Here is an 18113-nt window from a genome sequence, read left to right as displayed (position 1 = left end):
GGGAGATGAAAACATTGGCAAAAAAATCAACGCATACGGCGCCGACTAATTCACAGGCGTCGACAGCTGATTCAAAGGCAACTTCAACTGCCAGTGAAGCAACTCAGGCGGCAACCAGCGCAGCGGGCCAACCCGAAGAAACAACGCAGGTGGATCCACAAGCGCAACAAATTGCTGACCTTAAGACGCAGTTAGATGAAAAGGACGATCAGCTGTTGCGAGCACAAGCCGAGATCGTCAATATGCAAAACCGCAATAAGAAAGCGCAAGCGGCGTTGCTGAAATATGATGGTCAAGCGTTGGCTAAGGATGTTTTACCCGTATTAGATAACTTAGAACGGGCCTTAGCAACGCAAGCGGATGATGAAGCGGCTCAGCAATTGAAGAAGGGTGTTGAAATGGTCTATGGCCATTTGCAAGACGCTTTGAAGAAGCATGGGGTCACTGAAGTCGCCGCTGCGGGTGAAAAGTTTGATCCAAATATTCACCAAGCTGTTCAGACCGTGCCAGTTGATGATGATCATCCGGCCGATACGGTGGTGCAAGTCTTACAACGGGGTTACCTATTGAAAGACCGGACACTCCGTCCAGCCATGGTCGTTGTGGCACAGTAATTAATCAATAAAAATACTAATTAAAAAGAGGTTTGTTAATTTATGGCAAGTAATAAAATTATCGGGATTGACCTCGGAACTACTAACTCTGCGGTAGCGGTTCTTGAAGGTAATGAACCTAAGATTATCACCACTCCTGAAGGTGGCCGGACGGTTCCTTCAGTTGTGGCATTCAAAGATGGCGAAACTCAAGTTGGTGAAGTTGCCAAGCGGCAAGCAATCACTAACCCTAATACCGTTGCTTCAATTAAGCGCCACATGGGTGAAGCGGGTTACAAGGTTAACATTGAAGGCAAAGACTACACGCCACAACAAATTTCAGCAATGATTTTACAATACATCAAAGGATTTGCTGAAGACTATCTTGGTGACAAGGTTGAAAAGGCCGTTGTAACTGTTCCTGCTTACTTTAATGATGCCCAACGGCAAGCAACTAAGGATGCTGGTAAGATTGCCGGTTTAAACATCGAACGGATTATTAACGAACCAACGGCGGCAGCTTTAGCCTATGGTTTGGATAAGACCGACAAAGACGAAAAAATCTTAGTTTATGACCTTGGTGGTGGGACGTTTGATGTCTCCATCTTGGAATTAGGCGATGGCGTCTTCGAAGTGTTATCAACAAACGGTGATACTCACCTTGGTGGTGACGACTTTGACCAAAAGATCATCGACTGGTTAGTGGCTAGTTTCAAGGCTGACAATGGCGTTGACTTATCACAAGACAAGATGGCCTTACAACGGTTAAAGGATGCTGCTGAAAAAGCGAAGAAGGATCTCTCTGGGGTTTCTGAAGCGCAAATCAGTTTACCGTTTATTTCTGCTGGTGCTAGTGGTCCTTTGCATTTGGAAACCACGTTAACGCGGGCTAAGTTCAATGAATTGACGGCGGACTTGGTTGAAAAGACCCGGATCCCAGTTGAAAATGCTTTGAAAGATGCCAACCTTTCTGCTAGCGACTTAGACGTTGTTATCTTAAACGGTGGGTCTACCCGGATTCCAGCTGTTCAAGAAGCCGTTGAAAAGTGGACTGGCAAAGAATCTAACCATTCAATCAACCCTGATGAAGCGGTTGCCTTAGGGGCGGCTGTTCAAGGTGGTGTGATTACTGGTGATGTTAAGGACGTTGTGTTGCTTGATGTTACGCCACTTTCACTTGGAATTGAAACTATGGGTGGGGTCTTCACGAAATTGATTGACCGTAATACCACCATTCCAACTAGCAAGTCACAAGTCTTCAGTACGGCTGCTGATAATCAACCAGCTGTTGACATTCATGTCTTGCAAGGTGAACGGCCAATGGCTGCGGACAACAAGACGTTAGGTCGTTTCCAATTAACCGACATTCCAGCAGCACCTCGTGGCGTTCCTCAAATCGAAGTTAAATTCGATATCGATAAGAACGGGATCGTTAACGTTTCTGCTAAGGATATGGGAACTAATAAAGAACAAAAGATTACCATTAAGAGTTCATCGGGTCTTTCAGACGACGAAATTGATCAAATGGTCAAGGAAGCCAAAGAAAATGAAGAAGCCGATAAGCAACGTAAAGAAGAAGTTGACTTGAAGAACGAAGTTGACCAATTGATCTTTACGACCGACAAGACCTTGAAGGACCTTGAAGGTAAGGTTTCCGAAGATGAAGTTAAGAAGGCTCAAGATGCTCGTGATGCTTTGAAGAAGGCTCAAGATGATAACAATATTGATGAGATGAAAGCCAAGAAGGATGATTTGAATAAAATCGTTCAAGACTTATCAGTCAAGTTGTATCAACAAGCCCAAGAAGCTCAGGGTGCCCAAGCTGGTGCCGACAGTAATGCTGCCGGTAACGCTGATTCGGCCAAGAGCGGTGATGACAACACGGTTGACGGTGACTTTGAAGACTTGGATAAAGACAAGGATAAGAAGTAAAACTGTCAGAACAAAAGGCCAAGGCCACGTGGCTTTGGCCTTTTTGGTTTAAATATGCTAGTATTAATGAGACTTAATTAAGGTTCATTAGGAGGTTACAATGGCAGAGCAAGACTTATATAAGGTTCTGGGTGTTGAAAAGGATGCCAGTCAGGACGAAATTAAGAAGGCATATCGGAAGCTTTCAAAGAAGTACCATCCTGATTTGAATCATGAACCTGGTGCGGAAGAAAAGTTTAAAGCTGTCAATGAAGCGTACGAAACGTTAGGCGATCCCCAAAAGCGGTCTCAGTATGACCAATTTGGATCAACTGGCGGTCAACAAGGCTTTGGCGGCGGTGCCGGTGGCTTTAGTGGTCAAGACTTTGGCGGCTTCGGAGGCGGCGGTGGTTTTGAAGATATTTTTAGTTCCTTCTTTGGTGGTGGCGCTGGTGGGGCACGGCGACCTAACCCAACGGCTCCACAACAAGGGCGCGATTTACAGTATGAAATGACATTGAAATTTGAAGATGCCATCTTTGGTAAGAAGACGACCATTACTTATAATCGTGAAGAACAATGTGAAACTTGTGGCGGTTCCGGTGCTAAGCCTGGGACCTCACCAGTGACCTGTTCAAAATGTCATGGTGTTGGTTATATTCAAGTTCAGACTAACACCCCACTCGGTCGAATGATGAGTCAACAGGTGTGTGACGTTTGTCATGGGACTGGTAAAGAAATTAAAGATAAGTGTGCAACTTGTGGTGGTTCTGGACATACAGAACAGAGCCATTCTATCAAAGTGACGGTTCCTGCTGGGGTTGAAGAAGGTCAGCAAATGCGGCTTCAAAACCAAGGGGAGGCCGGTACTAATGGTGGTCCTTATGGGGATCTCTTTATTATCTTTAGAGTTGAGCCAAGCAAAGACTTTGAACGCGATGGGGCGACGATTTACTTCAAGTTGCCGATTGACTTTGTTCAAGCAGCACTTGGTGATGAGGTTCAGGTTAAGACGGTTCACGGTGACGTTAAGTTAAAGATCCCAGCTGGTACCCAAACCGGGACAACTTTCCGGTTACGTGGTAAGGGTGCTCCCCGATTGCGTGGTAATGGTAATGGTGATGAACGGGTCACGGTTGCCATTGAAACACCAACACACTTGAACAAAGGCCAAAAAGAAGCCTTGAAGACCTTTGCTAAAGCTAGTGGTAAGACGGTGGCCGGCAACGGTAAGAGTTCACTATTTGATAAACTCCGGGGTGTTTAACTAAATGAATTAGTTTTTGAAATGTCCAATTAGCTGGATAATACTCATCACAATCTGTGATGGATATTATCCAGCTTTTTTTGAGTTGACTTGTAAAGTAAAACGGGCCTGTTTATTAGGTGACCTTTCAGTAGTTTGATTTTTATGCAAACTGTTTCGTTATCCTGTCACCGGGCGATTAGTGAGTGCTAGAATTAGTCAAGGAGGTGAAGTAATACGTCGTTGACTCATGGGAAAAACAACGTTAATGTTACAAAACCGTTACAAATATGTCGGTTCAGCAAGCGCAAATGCAGGTTTTTGTTCTTTTTGAGGTGTCACAGGCAGTATTGGCTGGTAAGTTGTTACACTAATACTTGAACTTAGCGTCCTATTAGCGGCGTAGCTAATATCACCAATCAGTTCGTAATTGATAAGCTAATGGGAGGTCAATCATTGTGAAGCGAAGCAAACTTTTAATAACAGTTTTGCTTGGACTGCTGATTGTGGGGGCTGGTGGCGGCTACTATATTTATCATACAGAGCGGCAAACAGCGATTGCTAAAAAGCGTCAAACTGAGAAAACATTAAAGAAAAAAGCGGCATCGCAAAATAGCCAGCTTAGCCGTAAAGTCAACCAAACGACATTTTCTAATAATAAAAGTACGGATGCACAAGTGACTAAGGTTTTGAATCTAAGCCATTTTGTGGGTTCAGCATTAGTTGTTAAAAATGATCATGTTATTTATAATCGTGCCTTTGGTTACGCAAATAAAGCAAAAGACCAACGTAATAAAGTAAATTCAAAGTATCAAATTTTATCGATTCAAAAATCAATGACGGCGGTCGGCATTATGCAGCTTGTACAGGCAGGCAAAGTAAAGTTAACTGATCCGATTTCTAAGTATTATCCAACTCTTAAGCATGGCCGTCAGACAACAGTTCGTCAGATGTTAGATATGACGACAGGATTTCGGTTGAAGAGTGGTTCGAAGGAATTTTTACCTGAAAATCAAGTGATTGACTTTGCGGCCCATAATGTTTTCTACTATCCAGATAAAAATGGGATTAATAATTATTCGTCCGTTAACTTTCTGTTACTGGCTGGTATTATTCGCAAGGTTACCGGTCAATCATATCAACATTTCTTTACAACGCGTTTTATTGATAAGTTGAATTTGAAGGAAACTGGTTTCTTAATTCATGGTCAGGGTCAGAATGCGACGACTGGCTATCGAGCCCTTGCAGACCAAACGATTCCTAATTATGATCAAACAATGCCAGAAAGCAAAGCACAGATGGCCAATGAGTTAGGTACTGGTCAAGTTTATATGAGTACTGCAGATTTATTTACGGTTGAAAGTGCCATTCTTAAGGGACAGTTATTGTCAAAAAAGAACGTCGCAATCTTGCACACGCGCACAGCTACAGGTGAATATGGCGGTGGTGTTTATAACATGAGTAATGGTATTCGGTCACACGGGCTTGGTTACGGATATGAATCCAGTGTTTTTCTCTCACCAGATGGCAAGACTGGTGTCGTATTGTTGAGTAATTACTATCGCAAGGCTGCCGGTAGTCAAGCAGCGGCTCAAAAAATTTTTGCGGAATTAATGAAGGGTGATATTAAGTAACTGTTATTGAATAAGAGGAGGTGATGGCATGTTCGCAAAGTTGAAAAGCTGGTTTCAACGGCCAGTCGTTCAATTTATTGCGCTCACAGTATTCTATTTTGCTGTCATGCTAGCCTTGGTTTATCTATACGGCTATAGTGGGATCAACCAAGCGAAGTTTATTTACAACGAATTCTAAAAGTGAACGCAGTAACTTATTGTTTGGGGGGAGTTTTAATTATGATTGAGAACATCATTACAACGATTGATGATTATGCACGAACGCAACCCAAGAAAGTGGTTTATGATGTGCAAGGGGTCACGCATACCTATGCGGAATTAAAAGCTTATTCGGATGCGTTAGCGGCGCATCTTGATACGCTGGATTTGCCAGCGAAAGATCCAATCATTGTGTTTGGCGGACAAACTTTTGAAATGATTGCAACTTTCTTAGGGGTTGTTAAATCAGGCCGGGCCTACATTCCGATTGATACGCATTCACCAAATGAGCGGTTAACGATGATTAATGAAATTGCTAAACCGGCTGCTGTGATTGCAGTGGTTGATCTACCAACTGGTGTTGGCACTACTCCGGTTATCACACCGGATCAATTAGCGGCAATTTTTGCAACACCAGTAGATTATCAAGCTGATCACGTAGTTAGTGGCGATGATAATTACTACATTATCTTTACATCGGGAACAACGGGCATGCCTAAAGGAGTGCAGATCAGTCATGATAATCTGGTTAGTTACGTTGACTGGATGTTAGGTGATGACTTTGGGTTGCCTGATCAACCTAATGCGTTGTCACAACCACCGTATTCATTTGACTTATCCGTGATGGATGTTTATCCAACGTTAGCCTCAGGTGGTACGCTGTACGCATTGCCGAAAGCAGTGACAGATGATTTTAAGCAATTATTTGCGGCGTTACCAACGCTACCAATTAATGTTTGGGTATCGACGCCATCGTTCATGGATATTTGCTTGTTAGAACCACGATTCAATGCCGAAAACTTACCGAGTTTAACGCATTTCTTGTTCTGTGGTGAGGAATTAACGCATAAGACAGCAGCAACATTGAAGCAACGGTTCCCAGATGCCCGGATTTTTAATACGTATGGGCCTACGGAAACTTGTGTGGCGGTTACGCAGATTGAAGTCACGGATGCAGCTTTAGCAAAGTATGACCGGTTACCAATCGGGTATGCTAAGGCCGACACGCGCATGTTAGTCGTTGATGAAAATGGTGAAGCAGTTCCAAATGGCACGGAAGGTGAACTGATTATTGCTGGACCGTCTGTTTCGAAGGGGTACCTCAACAATCCTGAAAAAACGGCCAAGGCTTTCTTTGAATTAGATGGCCAGCGCGCTTACCATTCTGGTGATATTGGCACGATGGATGCGGATGGTTTATTCCGGTATCGCGGTCGGGTCGATTTCCAAATCAAAATGCATGGTTACCGAATTGAATTAGAAGAAGTTGATCACTTCTTAGCACAACAACGGCATATCAAACAAGCAGTGGCCGTTCCCAAATACGATAAAGAGCACAAAGTAACTCAAATGATTGCGTACGTGGTGCCAAAGCCAAATGACTTTGAAAGTGATTTTGCCTTGACCACCGCAATTAAAAAGGACTTGCAAGGAATGATGATGGAATACATGATTCCACAACGGTTCGTCTATCAAACGAGCTTGCCATTAACGCCTAACGGTAAGATTGATGTCAAGTCGATCATTAAAGAGGTTAACCCAGAATGATGTCTTTTGACCCATACGGTAATCCAACGTACTTTGTGCTGCTCTTTATCGCGTTGTTACCGTTGATGATTGGTTTGTTATATGGTCGGCGGTCCCATTGGTATGAATCAGTAATATCATTTATCTTCTTAATGCTGACCTTTGGTGGTGTTAAGTGGCGAACTGGGATCGCGTTAATTATCTATTTGGTCTATCAGATCACACTAGTTTGGTTGTACTCAAAGTATCGGCAACGACCAGATTCACCTAATAAAGGCTGGGTTTTCGTGGTCAGTGTGATTTTGGCGATTATTCCATTAGCGGTCGTTAAAATTACGCCAGCTGTGTCGCATGGTGCTAATTCGATTATTGGTTTCTTGGGAATTTCCTATCTGACCTTTAAAGTTGTTCAGATGATTATGGAGACCCGTGATGGGGTGATTAAAGAATTCCATCCGGTACTGTTTGGCCAGTTCTTACTGTTCTTCCCAACGATCTCGTCCGGGCCGATTGACCGGTATCGGCGGTTCGTTAAGGATTACGATAGTGTCCCGACCCGTGAAAAGTATCTCGGATTAGTTGAAAAAGGGGTCCGCTACATTTTCTTGGGATTCTTATATAAGTTCATTTTGGCCTATATCTTTGGAACGCGGATGCTACCTGTCGTTGAACACGCGGCCTTGCAAGCTCACGGCATGTCATGGGCGTTAGTCGGTGTGATGTACGTCTATAGTATGGATTTATTCTTTGATTTTGCGGGTTACAGTTTGTTTGCCGTTGGTATCAGTTACCTGATGGGTGTTGAAACCCCGATGAACTTCAATCAGCCGTTTAAGTCAAAGAACATCAAAGACTTCTGGAATCGTTGGCACATGACGTTGTCCTTCTGGTTCCGTGACTTCATCTACATGCGGTTAGTCTTCTTCATGATGAAACACAAAGTCTTTAAGAGCCGAATCACAACAGCTAATGTGGCCTACGTTATTAATATGTTAATCATGGGGTTCTGGCACGGGGAAACATGGTATTACATCGTTTATGGGTTGTTCCATGGTTTCGCAATGGTCATCAACGACGCTTGGTTACGTTACAAGAAGAAGCATCAGGCGCAGATACCGTCGAATAAATTTACGGAATACTTTGCGATTTTTCTAACGTTTAACGTGGTTTGTTTCAGCTTCTTGATTTTCTCAGGATTTTTAAACACGTTATTCTTTGGGGCCCGGCCATAATATAATTACAATAAGGGAGCGTAATGACAATGGATGATACAAAAGCAACGGTTTTATCAATTTTAACAGACTTAACAGGGGAAGACGTTTCTAGCAATATGGACGTTAACTTATTTGATGAAGGAATCTTAGATTCGATGGGTTCTGTCCAACTCTTGTTGGAACTCCAAAATCAATTAGGCATCGAAGTACCGGTCTCTGAATTTCAACGGTCAGAATGGGATACACCGGCGAAGATTGTTGCAAAGGTTGAGAACTTGCAATGAAGGTTGCCAAACGCCTTTTTAAGATTTTTGGGCCAATTATTTTGGCAGCCGTCTTATTATTGGCCGTACTGCTTTCACCGTTCTCATTTGGATTGAATCACATTTCTAAAGATACTGAGAAAAAGGCCGCCGTTTCCTTATCCGCTAACGTATTAAAGGGTCGGTTAGTTAAACGACAAGCGTTGGATGATGGCTATGTGCCATTCTTTGGTTCTTCCGAATGGTCGCGGTTTGATCCGATGCATCCGTCCGTACTGGCAACTAAATATCACCGTGATTACCGGCCATTTTTGCTCGGTGCACGGGGGACCCAGTCATTGACCCAGTATTTTGCGATGCAGTCGGTGAAAAAGCAGATTACAAATAAGAAGGCCGTCTTTGTAATTTCGCCACAATGGTTTGTTCCTCAAGGGACGCGTAAAGATGCGTTTTCGTATTATTATTCACCATTGCAGACGATCGACTGGTTGCAAGATGAACATAATACGGCAATGGATCGGTATGCTGCCCAGCGGTTGTTACAGATGCCTTCAGGTTCATCCGACCGTGTGTTGGAGGGGGCCTTGGCACGAGTTGCGGCTGGCTTTAAACCAACGAGTGCGCAAATGACGTACATCAATTATAAAGCGCGGGTTCTTGGCAGTGAGGATGAATTTTTCTCACGCTTCGGGATTGCAGGCAAGAATTTGAACACTGTTAATAAGCAGGCTGATAAATTACCAGCGACTTATAATTTCAATCAATTAGATCAATTAGCAGGCAAGATTGGCGCCGCTCAAACGAATTCAAATGGTCTGGAGATCAGTAATCAGTTCTGGAATACGAAGTTAAAACGTAATTACAAGCGGCTTAAAGATTCACAACGCCACTTGAATTACACGAAGTCGCCAGAGTTTGCCGATTTCCAATTAGTCTTAAATCAATTTGCGAAGACACATACGGATGTCTTGTTCATCATTCCGCCAATTAATCAGCGATGGTCCGCATATACCGGATTATCAATGAAAATGATTGCGCAGTTTGATAAAAAGATTCAGTACCAGTTGAAGAGTCAAGGCTTTAATAACGTTTTGGACCTGACCCAGGACGGTGGTGAAGATTACTTTATGACTGATACCATTCATCTAGGTTGGCGTGGTTGGTTAGCGGTGGATCAGAAAGTTGATCCATTCTTGACTAAGAAGACGAAACCAGTTCATTACCAAATCAATGATGATTTTTATTCGAAGCAGTGGCAACGACTTAGTCCGAGTCAGATTGACTATTTTAAATAAGTTAGTAAAAAAGTACAAGCCATCAACGGCTTGTACTTTTTTGGTTGCGCTGAATGATCAGTTGTTCAAATGGCGGCTGTTGTCAGTCCGTTGTATTTGATAGAAAAATTGTGCTTGTGCTTGTATCTTGGTATAATTAAAAAGACTAGGACTTAGGAAGAAAGTAGGAAAATCAATGGATAAAGCGACAATGCAAGATCGGCAACAACATATTCGGAATTTTTCGATCGTCGCCCATATTGATCACGGTAAATCAACGCTAGCGGATCGAATTTTGGAACTAACTGATACGATCTCAAAGCGCGAAATGCAAGACCAAGTGTTGGATTCAATGGACTTGGAACGTGAACGTGGGATTACGATCAAATTGAATGCGGTGGAATTACACTACCAAGCAAAAGACGGGGAGACCTATATCTTCCACTTAATCGATACGCCTGGGCATGTTGACTTCACATATGAGGTTTCACGGAGTCTAGCAGCCTGCGAAGGGGCAGTTTTAGTTGTGGATGCTGCGCAAGGGGTTGAAGCTCAGACACTGGCCAACGTGTACTTAGCCATTGATGATGACTTGGAAATTGTGCCGGTAATTAATAAAATTGATCTACCCTCAGCCGAACCCGAAAAGGTCCGAAAAGAAATTGAAGATGACATCGGTATTGAGGCCGAAGATGCCGTCTTAGCCTCGGCAAAAGCGGGAATCGGGATTGAAGAGTTACTTGAACAGATTGTGCATAAAATCCCCGCACCTCAGGGGGAGTTAGATGCACCATTGAAAGCGTTAGTGTTTGATTCGGTTTATGATGACTATCGGGGTGTCGTGCTTAGTGTCCGCATTCATGAAGGGATTGTCCGTCCGGGTGACCGGATTCGGCTGATGAACAGTGGTAGTGAGTACGAAGTAACTGAAGTTGGTGTTAACTCGCCTAAGCCATTAGCTCGGGATTACTTAATGGCCGGTGATGTTGGTTATATTACGGCTAGTATCAAGGATATTCAAGATACTCGGGTCGGTGATACGGTCACGAATGCAAAAAGGCCAGCGGAAAAAGCTTTGGCCGGTTATCGTGAAATGAATCCGATGGTCTATGCCGGGATTTATCCGACTGATAATGCGAAATTTACGGATTTGCGAGAAGCGTTGGAAAAATTAAAATTAAATGACGCTGCTTTGGAATTTGAAGCAGAATCTTCACAGGCGTTGGGCTTTGGGTTCCGGTGTGGGTTCCTAGGACTGCTGCACATGGATGTCATTCAGGAGCGTCTCGAACGGGAATTTAATCTTGAACTGATTACCACGGCGCCGTCTGTAACCTACCATGTGCTCATGACCGATGGGACAGAGAAACAGGTGGAAAATCCGGCCGAAATGCCAGAAGCTTCGGCTATTAAAGAAATTCGCGAACCATACGTGAAGGCCCAAATCATGGTCCCTAACGATTATGTTGGGGCAGTGATGGAATTAGCCCAGCGAAAACGCGGCGAGTTCGATACGATGGAATACTTGGATAGTAACCGGGTCAATGTGGTTTATCACATTCCACTGTCAGAAATTATCTTTGACTTTTTTGACAAGTTAAAATCGAACACGCGCGGTTATGCTTCGTTAGATTATGATTTGGACGGCTATCGTGCCAGTGACTTGGTCAAAATTGATATTTTGTTGAATGGTGATCAAGTCGACGCCCTGAGCTTCATTGCTCATCGTGATTTTGCACCAGCACGTGGTCGTGAGATTGCTTCGAAGCTGAAGACGATTATTCCCCGACAAAACTTTGAGATTCCGGTACAGGCGACGATTGGATCTAAAGTCATTGCTCGAACTAATATCAAGGCCTATCGGAAAGACGTGACGGCGCACTTATATGGTGGTGACCGGACGCGGCGGATGAAGTTACTCGAAAAGCAAAAAGTTGGTAAAAAGCGGATGAAGGCTGTCGGTAAAGTGGAAATCCCACAAGAAGCGTTCATGGCGGTTCTGAAAACTGACGAAGACGAAAAGCCGAATTGAGCAATTAATAAATAACGCAAAGAACGGCGGTTACATCAATCGATGTAACCGCCGTTCTTTGCGTTATTGTTATAGACAACTTTAGTTAGATTCAGACGATTGTCATAGCCAATTAACCCCAAACATTGTCCATATGAGGCAGCTGCAGTAACCCATCACTAGCTGGATCAGTTGTACCGATAGTCTTTAAATGCCAGATACCTTGATCGTCTTTGGTTGCAACGACTTTTTTGCGCTTGCCTTCTTGATTCTTGTAGAAGCAGTTTTCACTGTCCGCACCGATTTCTCGCGCTAATACATCGTTAGATGTGATGTAGCCATCACTAGTTTCAAATTTTTCAATTTGATCGACACTGGTTAATTGCTCATGTCCGTGTCGATAAATTCTTTCAATAAGTACCATCAGTTAATTCCCCCTAAGATTGATAACCAGACTGATTTAATCATATTTTACCATACCCGTAAAACAGTCAAACACAATTCCGCCATGGTTAGCAAATTTATAAGAATTAAAGCGCACTACTTGCTAAACCAGTGGCAAATTGGTACACTACTTGTTTAAAGTCTGCTATAATAAAAGCTAGATATGAAAATGTAATAACGATAAATTAATTTATTATTTAATCAATTTCACATTGTGAAGGAGAGATCAACGACATGTTAAAACGCACGAAACAGTTTCTGCGATCGATACATTATGACTACGATAAAACATATATTAGACCGCTGATGGTGCCCGACAGCGTTTACGTGTTGAAGTTTGGTAAGGATCACCGCAATAATCGGGTGGTCGTTAAATATAGTCATACTTGGACTGGGCGAATTAAGATCAATGAGATTGCGGTTCGGTTGCATAAGCAAAAGCATCCTCGGATCTTTAAGCATGAGGCCGATATGATCAAGTATTTGAATAAACATCTAACGAAAAAGACCGCAAATAATGACTAAGTTAAAACGATGACGGACTGGCATAGTGGCTAGTCCGTTTTCTATTAGGAGCGAGTGAGCATGACAGATACTGAACGATTTTTAAGCACTCAAACGACGCCAGCAATTGCGGCAGCCTTGTTGGGTAAACAATTGCGACTACAAACGACTACGGGCGTATTGACAGCGTGGATTACGGAGACGGAAGCCTATTTAGGCGTGGCTGATGCGGGTGCCCATGCCTACAAGAATCATCAAACGGCCCGCAACCAAGCACTTTGGCAACCTGCTGGGACAATTTATATTTATCAAATGCGAACCTGGTATTTACTGAACATTGTGACCCAAGCGGCCAGAATACCTGAATGCGTATTGATTCGCGGTATTGAGCCAGCTGTGGGGATGGCACAAATGCAACAGCAACGCCCGGTGCCTATTGCCAACTTGACGAATGGACCAGGGAAGCTAATGCAGGCGCTTGGACTGGATGGATGTCTGAATGGTCAGCCTTTACAGCCGGCGACCTTATCATTGAATCTGCACCATGGCCGCCACCCAAAGCGGGTAGTGGCAACGCCTCGAATTGGAATTGTTAATAAGGGTGAGTGGACAACTGCGCCGCTACGTTTCTTTGTAGCTGGCAATCCGTTTGTATCAAAATTGCCACGACGAGCGGTTGATCACGAACACCATGGTTGGATTACGGGCTGATTGTCAAATTACTGCGGCTTGTTATATAATTGCTAATGAGAATAAACGGTGCGAAGCTAAGGAACTGCGACAAGCGACTTAGCTTTTTTAATAGGAGGATAATGGAAAAATGAAATGGACTGAAGTAACGGTCAGTACTTCTAATGAGGCCGTCGAGGCGGTTGCTAATATTTTAATGGAAGCTGGTGCCAGTGGGGTCAAAATTGATGATGCGTTGGATTATCAGAACTTAAAACCTGATCGGTATGGTGAGATTATTGATTTGAAAACTATTCCGCACGCAATGAGTGGGGCGAAAATCTCAGCGTACTATCCTGAAACGGTATTCGTACCGGAAGTCATTCCGACAATCAAACAGCGCGTGGGGCAATTGGCGGATTTTGGCTTAAACCCAGCGCCGAACGAAGTCAGTATGGCGGCCTTATCTGACGAAAATTGGGCCACAGCTTGGAAAAAATATTATCATCCGGTCCGGGTGACCCGGTATTTGACAATTGTGCCAAGCTGGGAATCATATCAACCTGCTCAGCCGAGCGAGTTAGTTTTACGATTAGATCCTGGTCAGGCGTTTGGTACTGGAACGCACCCAACAACGAAATTGTGTTTACAAGCACTTGAGACCGTTATTAATGGTGGCGAGCATTTAATCGATGTCGGGACTGGGTCTGGTGTCTTGAGCATTGCGGCTAAAGCAATGGGTGTCGGTGCGGTAGAAGCCTATGACCTTGACGATGTGGCCGTGGCGTCAGCACAAACAAATCTAGATTTAAACCCAGTTGCTAAGGATGTTCACGTAGCGGCTAATGATTTATTAGCTGGGATTCAGACACAGGCTGATATTATCGTGGCCAATATTTTGGCTGAAATCATTATCCCACTAGTTCCGCAGGCCCGTCAAAACTTAAAGCGTGGTGGCTACTTCATCACCTCTGGAATTATTGATGATAAGTTCCAAGTCGTGTTAAACGCGATTAAAGAAGCCGGCTTTCAAATCGCTCAGCACACGCAAATGGATGACTGGCATGGCATTGTGGCCTACTTACCAACGGATGAAGATTAGTGAGGAACTGAAATGCAACGATACTTTTTAGCAACACCAATTACAGCAACGGTTGGGCAAACCTTTACGGTTGATGGAGCAACGGTCAAACATTGGATCAAAGTGATGCGGGCTCAGCCAGGAGACCCTGCCGAGTTTGTTACCCAGACCCGTCAAGTAGTGGTAGCGGAACTGGTGAACAGTGATGGGCAAACGGCGACGGCGATGATTACCGCTGTTACCACGCCCACAGTCGAATTACCGCTGCCGGTGACCATTGCCTGCGGGCTATCTAAGGGGGATAAACCTGAACAGATTGTACAGCGTGGTACCGAGTTGGGGGCGAGTGGTTTTGTTTTTTTTGATAGCCAATGGACGGTGGCAAAATGGGCAGCCAATAAACGTGAGCGGAAGTTAGACCGATTAGCCAAAATTGCGCAGGGAGCGGCTGAACAGTCACATCGAACAATGATTCCAAGTGTGACTTATGAAGCGGATCTAACGCACGTGTTAGTAAACACCACGTATGATACGGGGGTCGTTGCATGGGAAGAGTCGGCCAAGCAGGGTGAGAGTAGTCAGCTGGTGCAAACGTTGAAAACAATGACGCCTCCGCAACGCTTACTGGCAATTTTTGGCCCTGAAGGCGGGTTGACGCCTCAAGAAGTCAGCACTTTACAAACTGCTGGTGTTACAGCAGTCGGTCTAGGGCCACGGATTATGCGAGCTGAAACGGCGCCACTATACTTGTTAAGTAGTGTTTCTTTTTGGTGCGAACTAGTGTAATTTTGTGGTCGGTGGTGTACAATAAATAATCATAGTCAGTTAGCAATAAAGCGTAAGCGAGGGAGTTAGTTTGACGGAAAAATTTCGTAAGTTTAATGGCCAGTATTGGCTGATTGCGCTTGTCGTTGGGGTGATGTTACCATGGTTGCTGAAATTCATGAGTGTTAGTCGGTTTCATCAGATTGTATGGCTACTGTTCGTAGTTGACTTTGTGTTGGCAGCCGTCGTGGGCTGGTGGATTCGGCGGACTGAACAGACGGGCTGGTTAATCTGGTTATTTCCAGTTGGCTGTTTTGTGGGTCTATATCTATTTTTCCCAACGTATGTCTATTACTTAGCATTAGTTGATTTAGGCATATCCTACTTAGCATATGGGTTAACTGGTCCCCGCGCGAGTTTGCGTTAAAACGGTTGTCAAGGCACGTTGGGTGGGAACCTCGCGTGCCTTTTATTAAATAGAATCTTTGTGGAAGTCGTGGTGATAAAATGCCCAAACAACCTACTTGGACTGCCCAGGATATCTTGGACATGGTTCAAAAGTATATGAATAATGATCACGTGGCGTTAGTTAAACGAGCCTGTGATTTTGCAGCCTACGTGCATAAGGACCAGTATCGTCAATCTGGTGAGCCATACATTATGCATCCCATTCAAGTTGCTGGTATCTTAGCTGAATTGAAGATGGACCCTGAAACCGTCGCTTCTGGTTTCTTACACGATGTTGTGGAAGATACGGGTGTAACTTTAGGTGACGTTGAAGAACTTTTTGGCCATGATGTGGCCGTTATTGTTGATGGTGTCACTAAGCTTGGTAAGATTCGGTATAAATCGAATAAGGAACAATTAGCCGAAAATCATCGAAAATTATTGTTGGCCATGTCAAAAGATATTCGGGTCATGATTGTCAAATTAGCAGACCGTTTGCATAATATGCGGACATTGAAACACTTACGTCCGGATAAGCAACGGCGGATTGCAAATGAAACCTTAGAAATTTACGCCCCCATTGCGGACCGGTTAGGGATTAGTACGATTAAGTGGGAATTGGAAGATATCTCGTTGCGCTATCTGAATCCACAACAGTATTATCGAATCGTTCATTTGATGAATTCTCGGCGTGAAGACCGTGAGAAGTATATTGAAATCGCTATTCAAGATATCCAAAAGGCACTACATGATCTTGAGTTACCAGAAGCAGAAATTTATGGTCGACCCAAACATATTTATTCGATCTATAAGAAGATGCGCGATAAACACAAGCAGTTCAGTCAGCTTTATGACTTGTTGGCAATTCGCGTGGTCGTTGATTCGATTAAGGATTGTTATGCAGTTTTAGGTGCGATTCATACGCAGTGGAAACCAATGCCAGGCCGCTTTAAAGACTATATTGCGATGCCCAAGGCTAATATGTATCAATCCTTGCATACGACGGTAGTTGGTCCTGAGGGTAAGCCCTTAGAAATTCAAATCCGGACGTTTGAAATGCACCGGGTCGCTGAATATGGGGTCGCTGCTCATTGGGCATACAAGGAAGGTAAGCGAGATGAGGTTCAGGAGACTCAGTCAGGCAATAAGCTGAATTTAGTCAAGGAGATCATTGAACTCCAAGATGAAAGCAAGGACGCTGCTGACTTCATGGAAGGTGTCAAAGGTGACTTGTTCAGTGACCGGGTCTATGCTTTTACGCCTAAGGGTGACGTGACGGAATTGCCAAAAGGGGCTGGTCCGTTGGATATGGCATACTCAATTCATACTGAAGTGGGTAACCATACGACCGGTGCCAAAGTTAACGGTAAAATCGTACCGCTGGATTACCAAATCAAAAACGGTGATATCGTGGATATTTTAACGTCCAGCAGCTCCACTGGGCCAAGTCGCGATTGGCAGAAATTAGTTTATACGCGGCGGGCGCGCAACAAAATCAAACAATTTTTCCGTAACGCTGACCGTGAAGAAAATATTATTACTGGTCACGACATGTTAGAAAAGCAATTACGTGATTTAGAGTTTAATCCTAAAGAGATTATGACTAAGGACAAATTAACCGCAGTTGCTCAGAAGATGCATTATGGCAGTGAGGATGATTTATTTGCGGCGTTAGGCTTTGGTGATGTTCAACCAGTAGGAATTGCAAATCGCTTGACGAGTGATGTGCGTAAGCAGCGAGAAGCAAATCGCCAGCGTGAGCGTGAAGAAGCTATTCTAGCGGATGCTACGGAAACGCCAACGAAGAAGAAGGCTAAGGATCATCATAATGATGATCAAGAAAAGCAGGAACGTAAACGTCAAAAAGTCTCATCTTCTGGTGGCGTGATTATTCAAGGCGTTGATAACTTGTTGGTTCGATTGAGTCATTGTTGTTCACCAATTCCGGGAGACGAAATTGTTGGCTATATTACAAAGGGCCGTGGTGTCTCGGTTCATCGAGTAGATTGCCCGAACGTTAAGAGTGCTGAAGCTAACGGTGAGCGGTTGATTGATGTGCAGTGGGAAAATCCTGAGGGTGATCGGACGAATTATAATTCTGATTTGGAAATTCAAGGTTACAATCGTAATGGGATGTTAAACGATGTGTTAAAAGTCATCAACAACCACACGAAATTTTTAACGAATGTCAATGGTAAGGTTGATCATAACAAGATGGTCATTATTAGTGTTTCGTTAGGTGTTCGGAACTTAGAGCATCTGCAACGAATTATTGATAGCTTAAAAAATGTTCAAGATCTTTATGTTGTCGAACGGAAAATGTTTTAGGAGG

The 18113-nt window shown here is 43.8% G+C and carries 17 protein-coding genes; 16 read left to right on the top strand and 1 reads right to left on the bottom strand.

Annotated features, from left to right (window positions below; genetic code table 11):
- The first annotated feature begins 14 nt into the window (after positions 1-14).
- The 10 genes from grpE (at position 15) to lepA (ending at position 11892) form a co-directional block, all read left to right on the top strand.
- The gene (gene grpE, locus RXV91_RS04055) at positions 15-614 is read left to right on the top strand and encodes a nucleotide exchange factor GrpE (RefSeq protein ID WP_316438767.1); all 600 of its coding nucleotides are present in this window, start codon (positions 15-17) and stop codon (positions 612-614) included.
- Between the two features lie 42 nt (positions 615-656).
- Positions 657-2525, top strand: a complete 1869-nt coding sequence (gene dnaK, locus RXV91_RS04050) for a molecular chaperone DnaK (RefSeq protein WP_316438766.1) — start codon at positions 657-659, stop codon at positions 2523-2525.
- Positions 2526-2625: 100 nt separating this feature from the next.
- Positions 2626-3771 (top strand): molecular chaperone DnaJ, encoded by a 1146-nt coding sequence (gene dnaJ / locus RXV91_RS04045; RefSeq protein WP_316438765.1) that lies wholly within the window; start codon positions 2626-2628, stop codon positions 3769-3771.
- A 437-nt stretch (positions 3772-4208) separates the two neighbouring features.
- Positions 4209-5384, top strand: coding sequence for a serine hydrolase domain-containing protein (locus RXV91_RS04040; protein ID WP_316438764.1), 1176 nt, complete (start codon positions 4209-4211; stop codon positions 5382-5384).
- A 28-nt stretch (positions 5385-5412) separates the two neighbouring features.
- On the top strand, positions 5413-5562 hold the full coding sequence (locus RXV91_RS04035; protein ID WP_003640708.1) for a teichoic acid D-Ala incorporation-associated protein DltX: 150 nt from the start codon (positions 5413-5415) through the stop codon (positions 5560-5562).
- Between the two features lie 41 nt (positions 5563-5603).
- Positions 5604-7130: a D-alanine--poly(phosphoribitol) ligase subunit DltA gene (gene dltA, locus RXV91_RS04030; protein WP_316438763.1), complete on the top strand. Its 1527-nt coding sequence runs from the start codon at positions 5604-5606 to the stop codon at positions 7128-7130.
- A complete protein-coding gene (gene dltB / locus RXV91_RS04025) occupies positions 7127-8341 on the top strand; it encodes a D-alanyl-lipoteichoic acid biosynthesis protein DltB (protein ID WP_316438762.1) in 1215 nt (404 codons plus the stop codon). Before dltA ends, dltB begins: the two co-directional genes overlap by 4 nt.
- 23 nt (positions 8342-8364) lie before the next feature.
- Complete coding sequence (gene dltC / locus RXV91_RS04020) at positions 8365-8607, top strand: D-alanine--poly(phosphoribitol) ligase subunit DltC (protein WP_316438761.1); 243 nt, start codon at positions 8365-8367, stop codon at positions 8605-8607.
- Complete coding sequence (gene dltD / locus RXV91_RS04015) at positions 8604-9881, top strand: D-alanyl-lipoteichoic acid biosynthesis protein DltD (RefSeq protein WP_316438760.1); 1278 nt, start codon at positions 8604-8606, stop codon at positions 9879-9881. The genes dltC and dltD overlap by 4 nt, the downstream gene beginning before the upstream one ends.
- 175 nt (positions 9882-10056) lie before the next feature.
- The gene (gene lepA, locus RXV91_RS04010) at positions 10057-11892 is read left to right on the top strand and encodes a translation elongation factor 4 (RefSeq protein WP_316438759.1); all 1836 of its coding nucleotides are present in this window, start codon (positions 10057-10059) and stop codon (positions 11890-11892) included.
- A 112-nt stretch (positions 11893-12004) separates the two neighbouring features.
- On the opposite strand, the gene RXV91_RS04005 is transcribed toward lepA, so the two are convergent.
- Positions 12005-12295 carry a hypothetical protein gene (locus RXV91_RS04005; RefSeq protein ID WP_316438758.1) on the bottom strand — a complete coding sequence of 97 codons (291 nt, stop codon included), beginning with the start codon at positions 12293-12295 and terminating at the stop codon, positions 12005-12007.
- Positions 12296-12549: 254 nt separating this feature from the next.
- Here RXV91_RS04005 and RXV91_RS04000 point away from each other — a divergent pair, with 254 nt between their 5' ends.
- The 6 genes from RXV91_RS04000 (at position 12550) to RXV91_RS03975 (ending at position 18109) form a co-directional block, all read left to right on the top strand.
- Entirely contained in the window at positions 12550-12840 is a 291-nt protein-coding gene (locus RXV91_RS04000) for a hypothetical protein (protein WP_003640701.1), read from the top strand.
- Positions 12841-12900: 60 nt separating this feature from the next.
- Complete coding sequence (locus tag RXV91_RS03995) at positions 12901-13530, top strand: DNA-3-methyladenine glycosylase (protein WP_316438757.1); 630 nt, start codon at positions 12901-12903, stop codon at positions 13528-13530.
- 109 nt (positions 13531-13639) lie between these two features.
- Positions 13640-14590, top strand: a complete 951-nt coding sequence (gene prmA / locus RXV91_RS03990; RefSeq protein WP_316438756.1) for a 50S ribosomal protein L11 methyltransferase — start codon at positions 13640-13642, stop codon at positions 14588-14590.
- A gap of 12 nt (positions 14591-14602) precedes the next feature.
- Positions 14603-15355, top strand: a complete 753-nt coding sequence (locus tag RXV91_RS03985) for a 16S rRNA (uracil(1498)-N(3))-methyltransferase (protein ID WP_316438755.1) — start codon at positions 14603-14605, stop codon at positions 15353-15355.
- A gap of 70 nt (positions 15356-15425) precedes the next feature.
- A complete protein-coding gene (locus RXV91_RS03980) occupies positions 15426-15761 on the top strand; it encodes a hypothetical protein (protein WP_021730832.1) in 336 nt (111 codons plus the stop codon).
- A gap of 80 nt (positions 15762-15841) precedes the next feature.
- Complete coding sequence (locus RXV91_RS03975; protein ID WP_021730833.1) at positions 15842-18109, top strand: bifunctional (p)ppGpp synthetase/guanosine-3',5'-bis(diphosphate) 3'-pyrophosphohydrolase; 2268 nt, start codon at positions 15842-15844, stop codon at positions 18107-18109.
- The last annotated feature ends 4 nt before the right edge of the window (positions 18110-18113 follow it).

The organism is Lactiplantibacillus sp. DA1, from assembly GCF_032681335.1.
Lineage (GTDB): Bacteria > Bacillota > Bacilli > Lactobacillales > Lactobacillaceae > Lactiplantibacillus.
The sequence above is the reverse complement of the archived record's forward strand: the minus strand, read 5'-3'. Positions and strand labels throughout refer to the sequence as shown.

What these genes read in the sequence shown, in the direction of transcription:
- dnaK (WP_316438766.1), top strand. Translation starts at nt 657, where the DNA reads ATGGCAAGTAATAAAATTATCGGGATTGACCTCGGAACTACTAACTCT.
- dnaJ (WP_316438765.1), top strand. Translation starts at nt 2,626, where the DNA reads ATGGCAGAGCAAGACTTATATAAGGTTCTGGGTGTTGAAAAGGATGCC.
- RXV91_RS04035 (WP_003640708.1), top strand. Translation starts at nt 5,413, where the DNA reads ATGTTCGCAAAGTTGAAAAGCTGGTTTCAACGGCCAGTCGTTCAATTT.
- dltA (WP_316438763.1), top strand. Translation starts at nt 5,604, where the DNA reads ATGATTGAGAACATCATTACAACGATTGATGATTATGCACGAACGCAA.
- dltB (WP_316438762.1), top strand. Translation starts at nt 7,127, where the DNA reads ATGATGTCTTTTGACCCATACGGTAATCCAACGTACTTTGTGCTGCTC.
- dltC (WP_316438761.1), top strand. Translation starts at nt 8,365, where the DNA reads ATGACAATGGATGATACAAAAGCAACGGTTTTATCAATTTTAACAGAC.
- dltD (WP_316438760.1), top strand. Translation starts at nt 8,604, where the DNA reads ATGAAGGTTGCCAAACGCCTTTTTAAGATTTTTGGGCCAATTATTTTG.
- lepA (WP_316438759.1), top strand. Translation starts at nt 10,057, where the DNA reads ATGGATAAAGCGACAATGCAAGATCGGCAACAACATATTCGGAATTTT.
- RXV91_RS04005 (WP_316438758.1), bottom strand. Translation starts at nt 12,295, where the DNA reads ATGGTACTTATTGAAAGAATTTATCGACACGGACATGAGCAATTAACC.
- RXV91_RS04000 (WP_003640701.1), top strand. Translation starts at nt 12,550, where the DNA reads ATGTTAAAACGCACGAAACAGTTTCTGCGATCGATACATTATGACTAC.
- RXV91_RS03995 (WP_316438757.1), top strand. Translation starts at nt 12,901, where the DNA reads ATGACAGATACTGAACGATTTTTAAGCACTCAAACGACGCCAGCAATT.
- prmA (WP_316438756.1), top strand. Translation starts at nt 13,640, where the DNA reads ATGAAATGGACTGAAGTAACGGTCAGTACTTCTAATGAGGCCGTCGAG.
- RXV91_RS03985 (WP_316438755.1), top strand. Translation starts at nt 14,603, where the DNA reads ATGCAACGATACTTTTTAGCAACACCAATTACAGCAACGGTTGGGCAA.
- RXV91_RS03975 (WP_021730833.1), top strand. Translation starts at nt 15,842, where the DNA reads ATGCCCAAACAACCTACTTGGACTGCCCAGGATATCTTGGACATGGTT.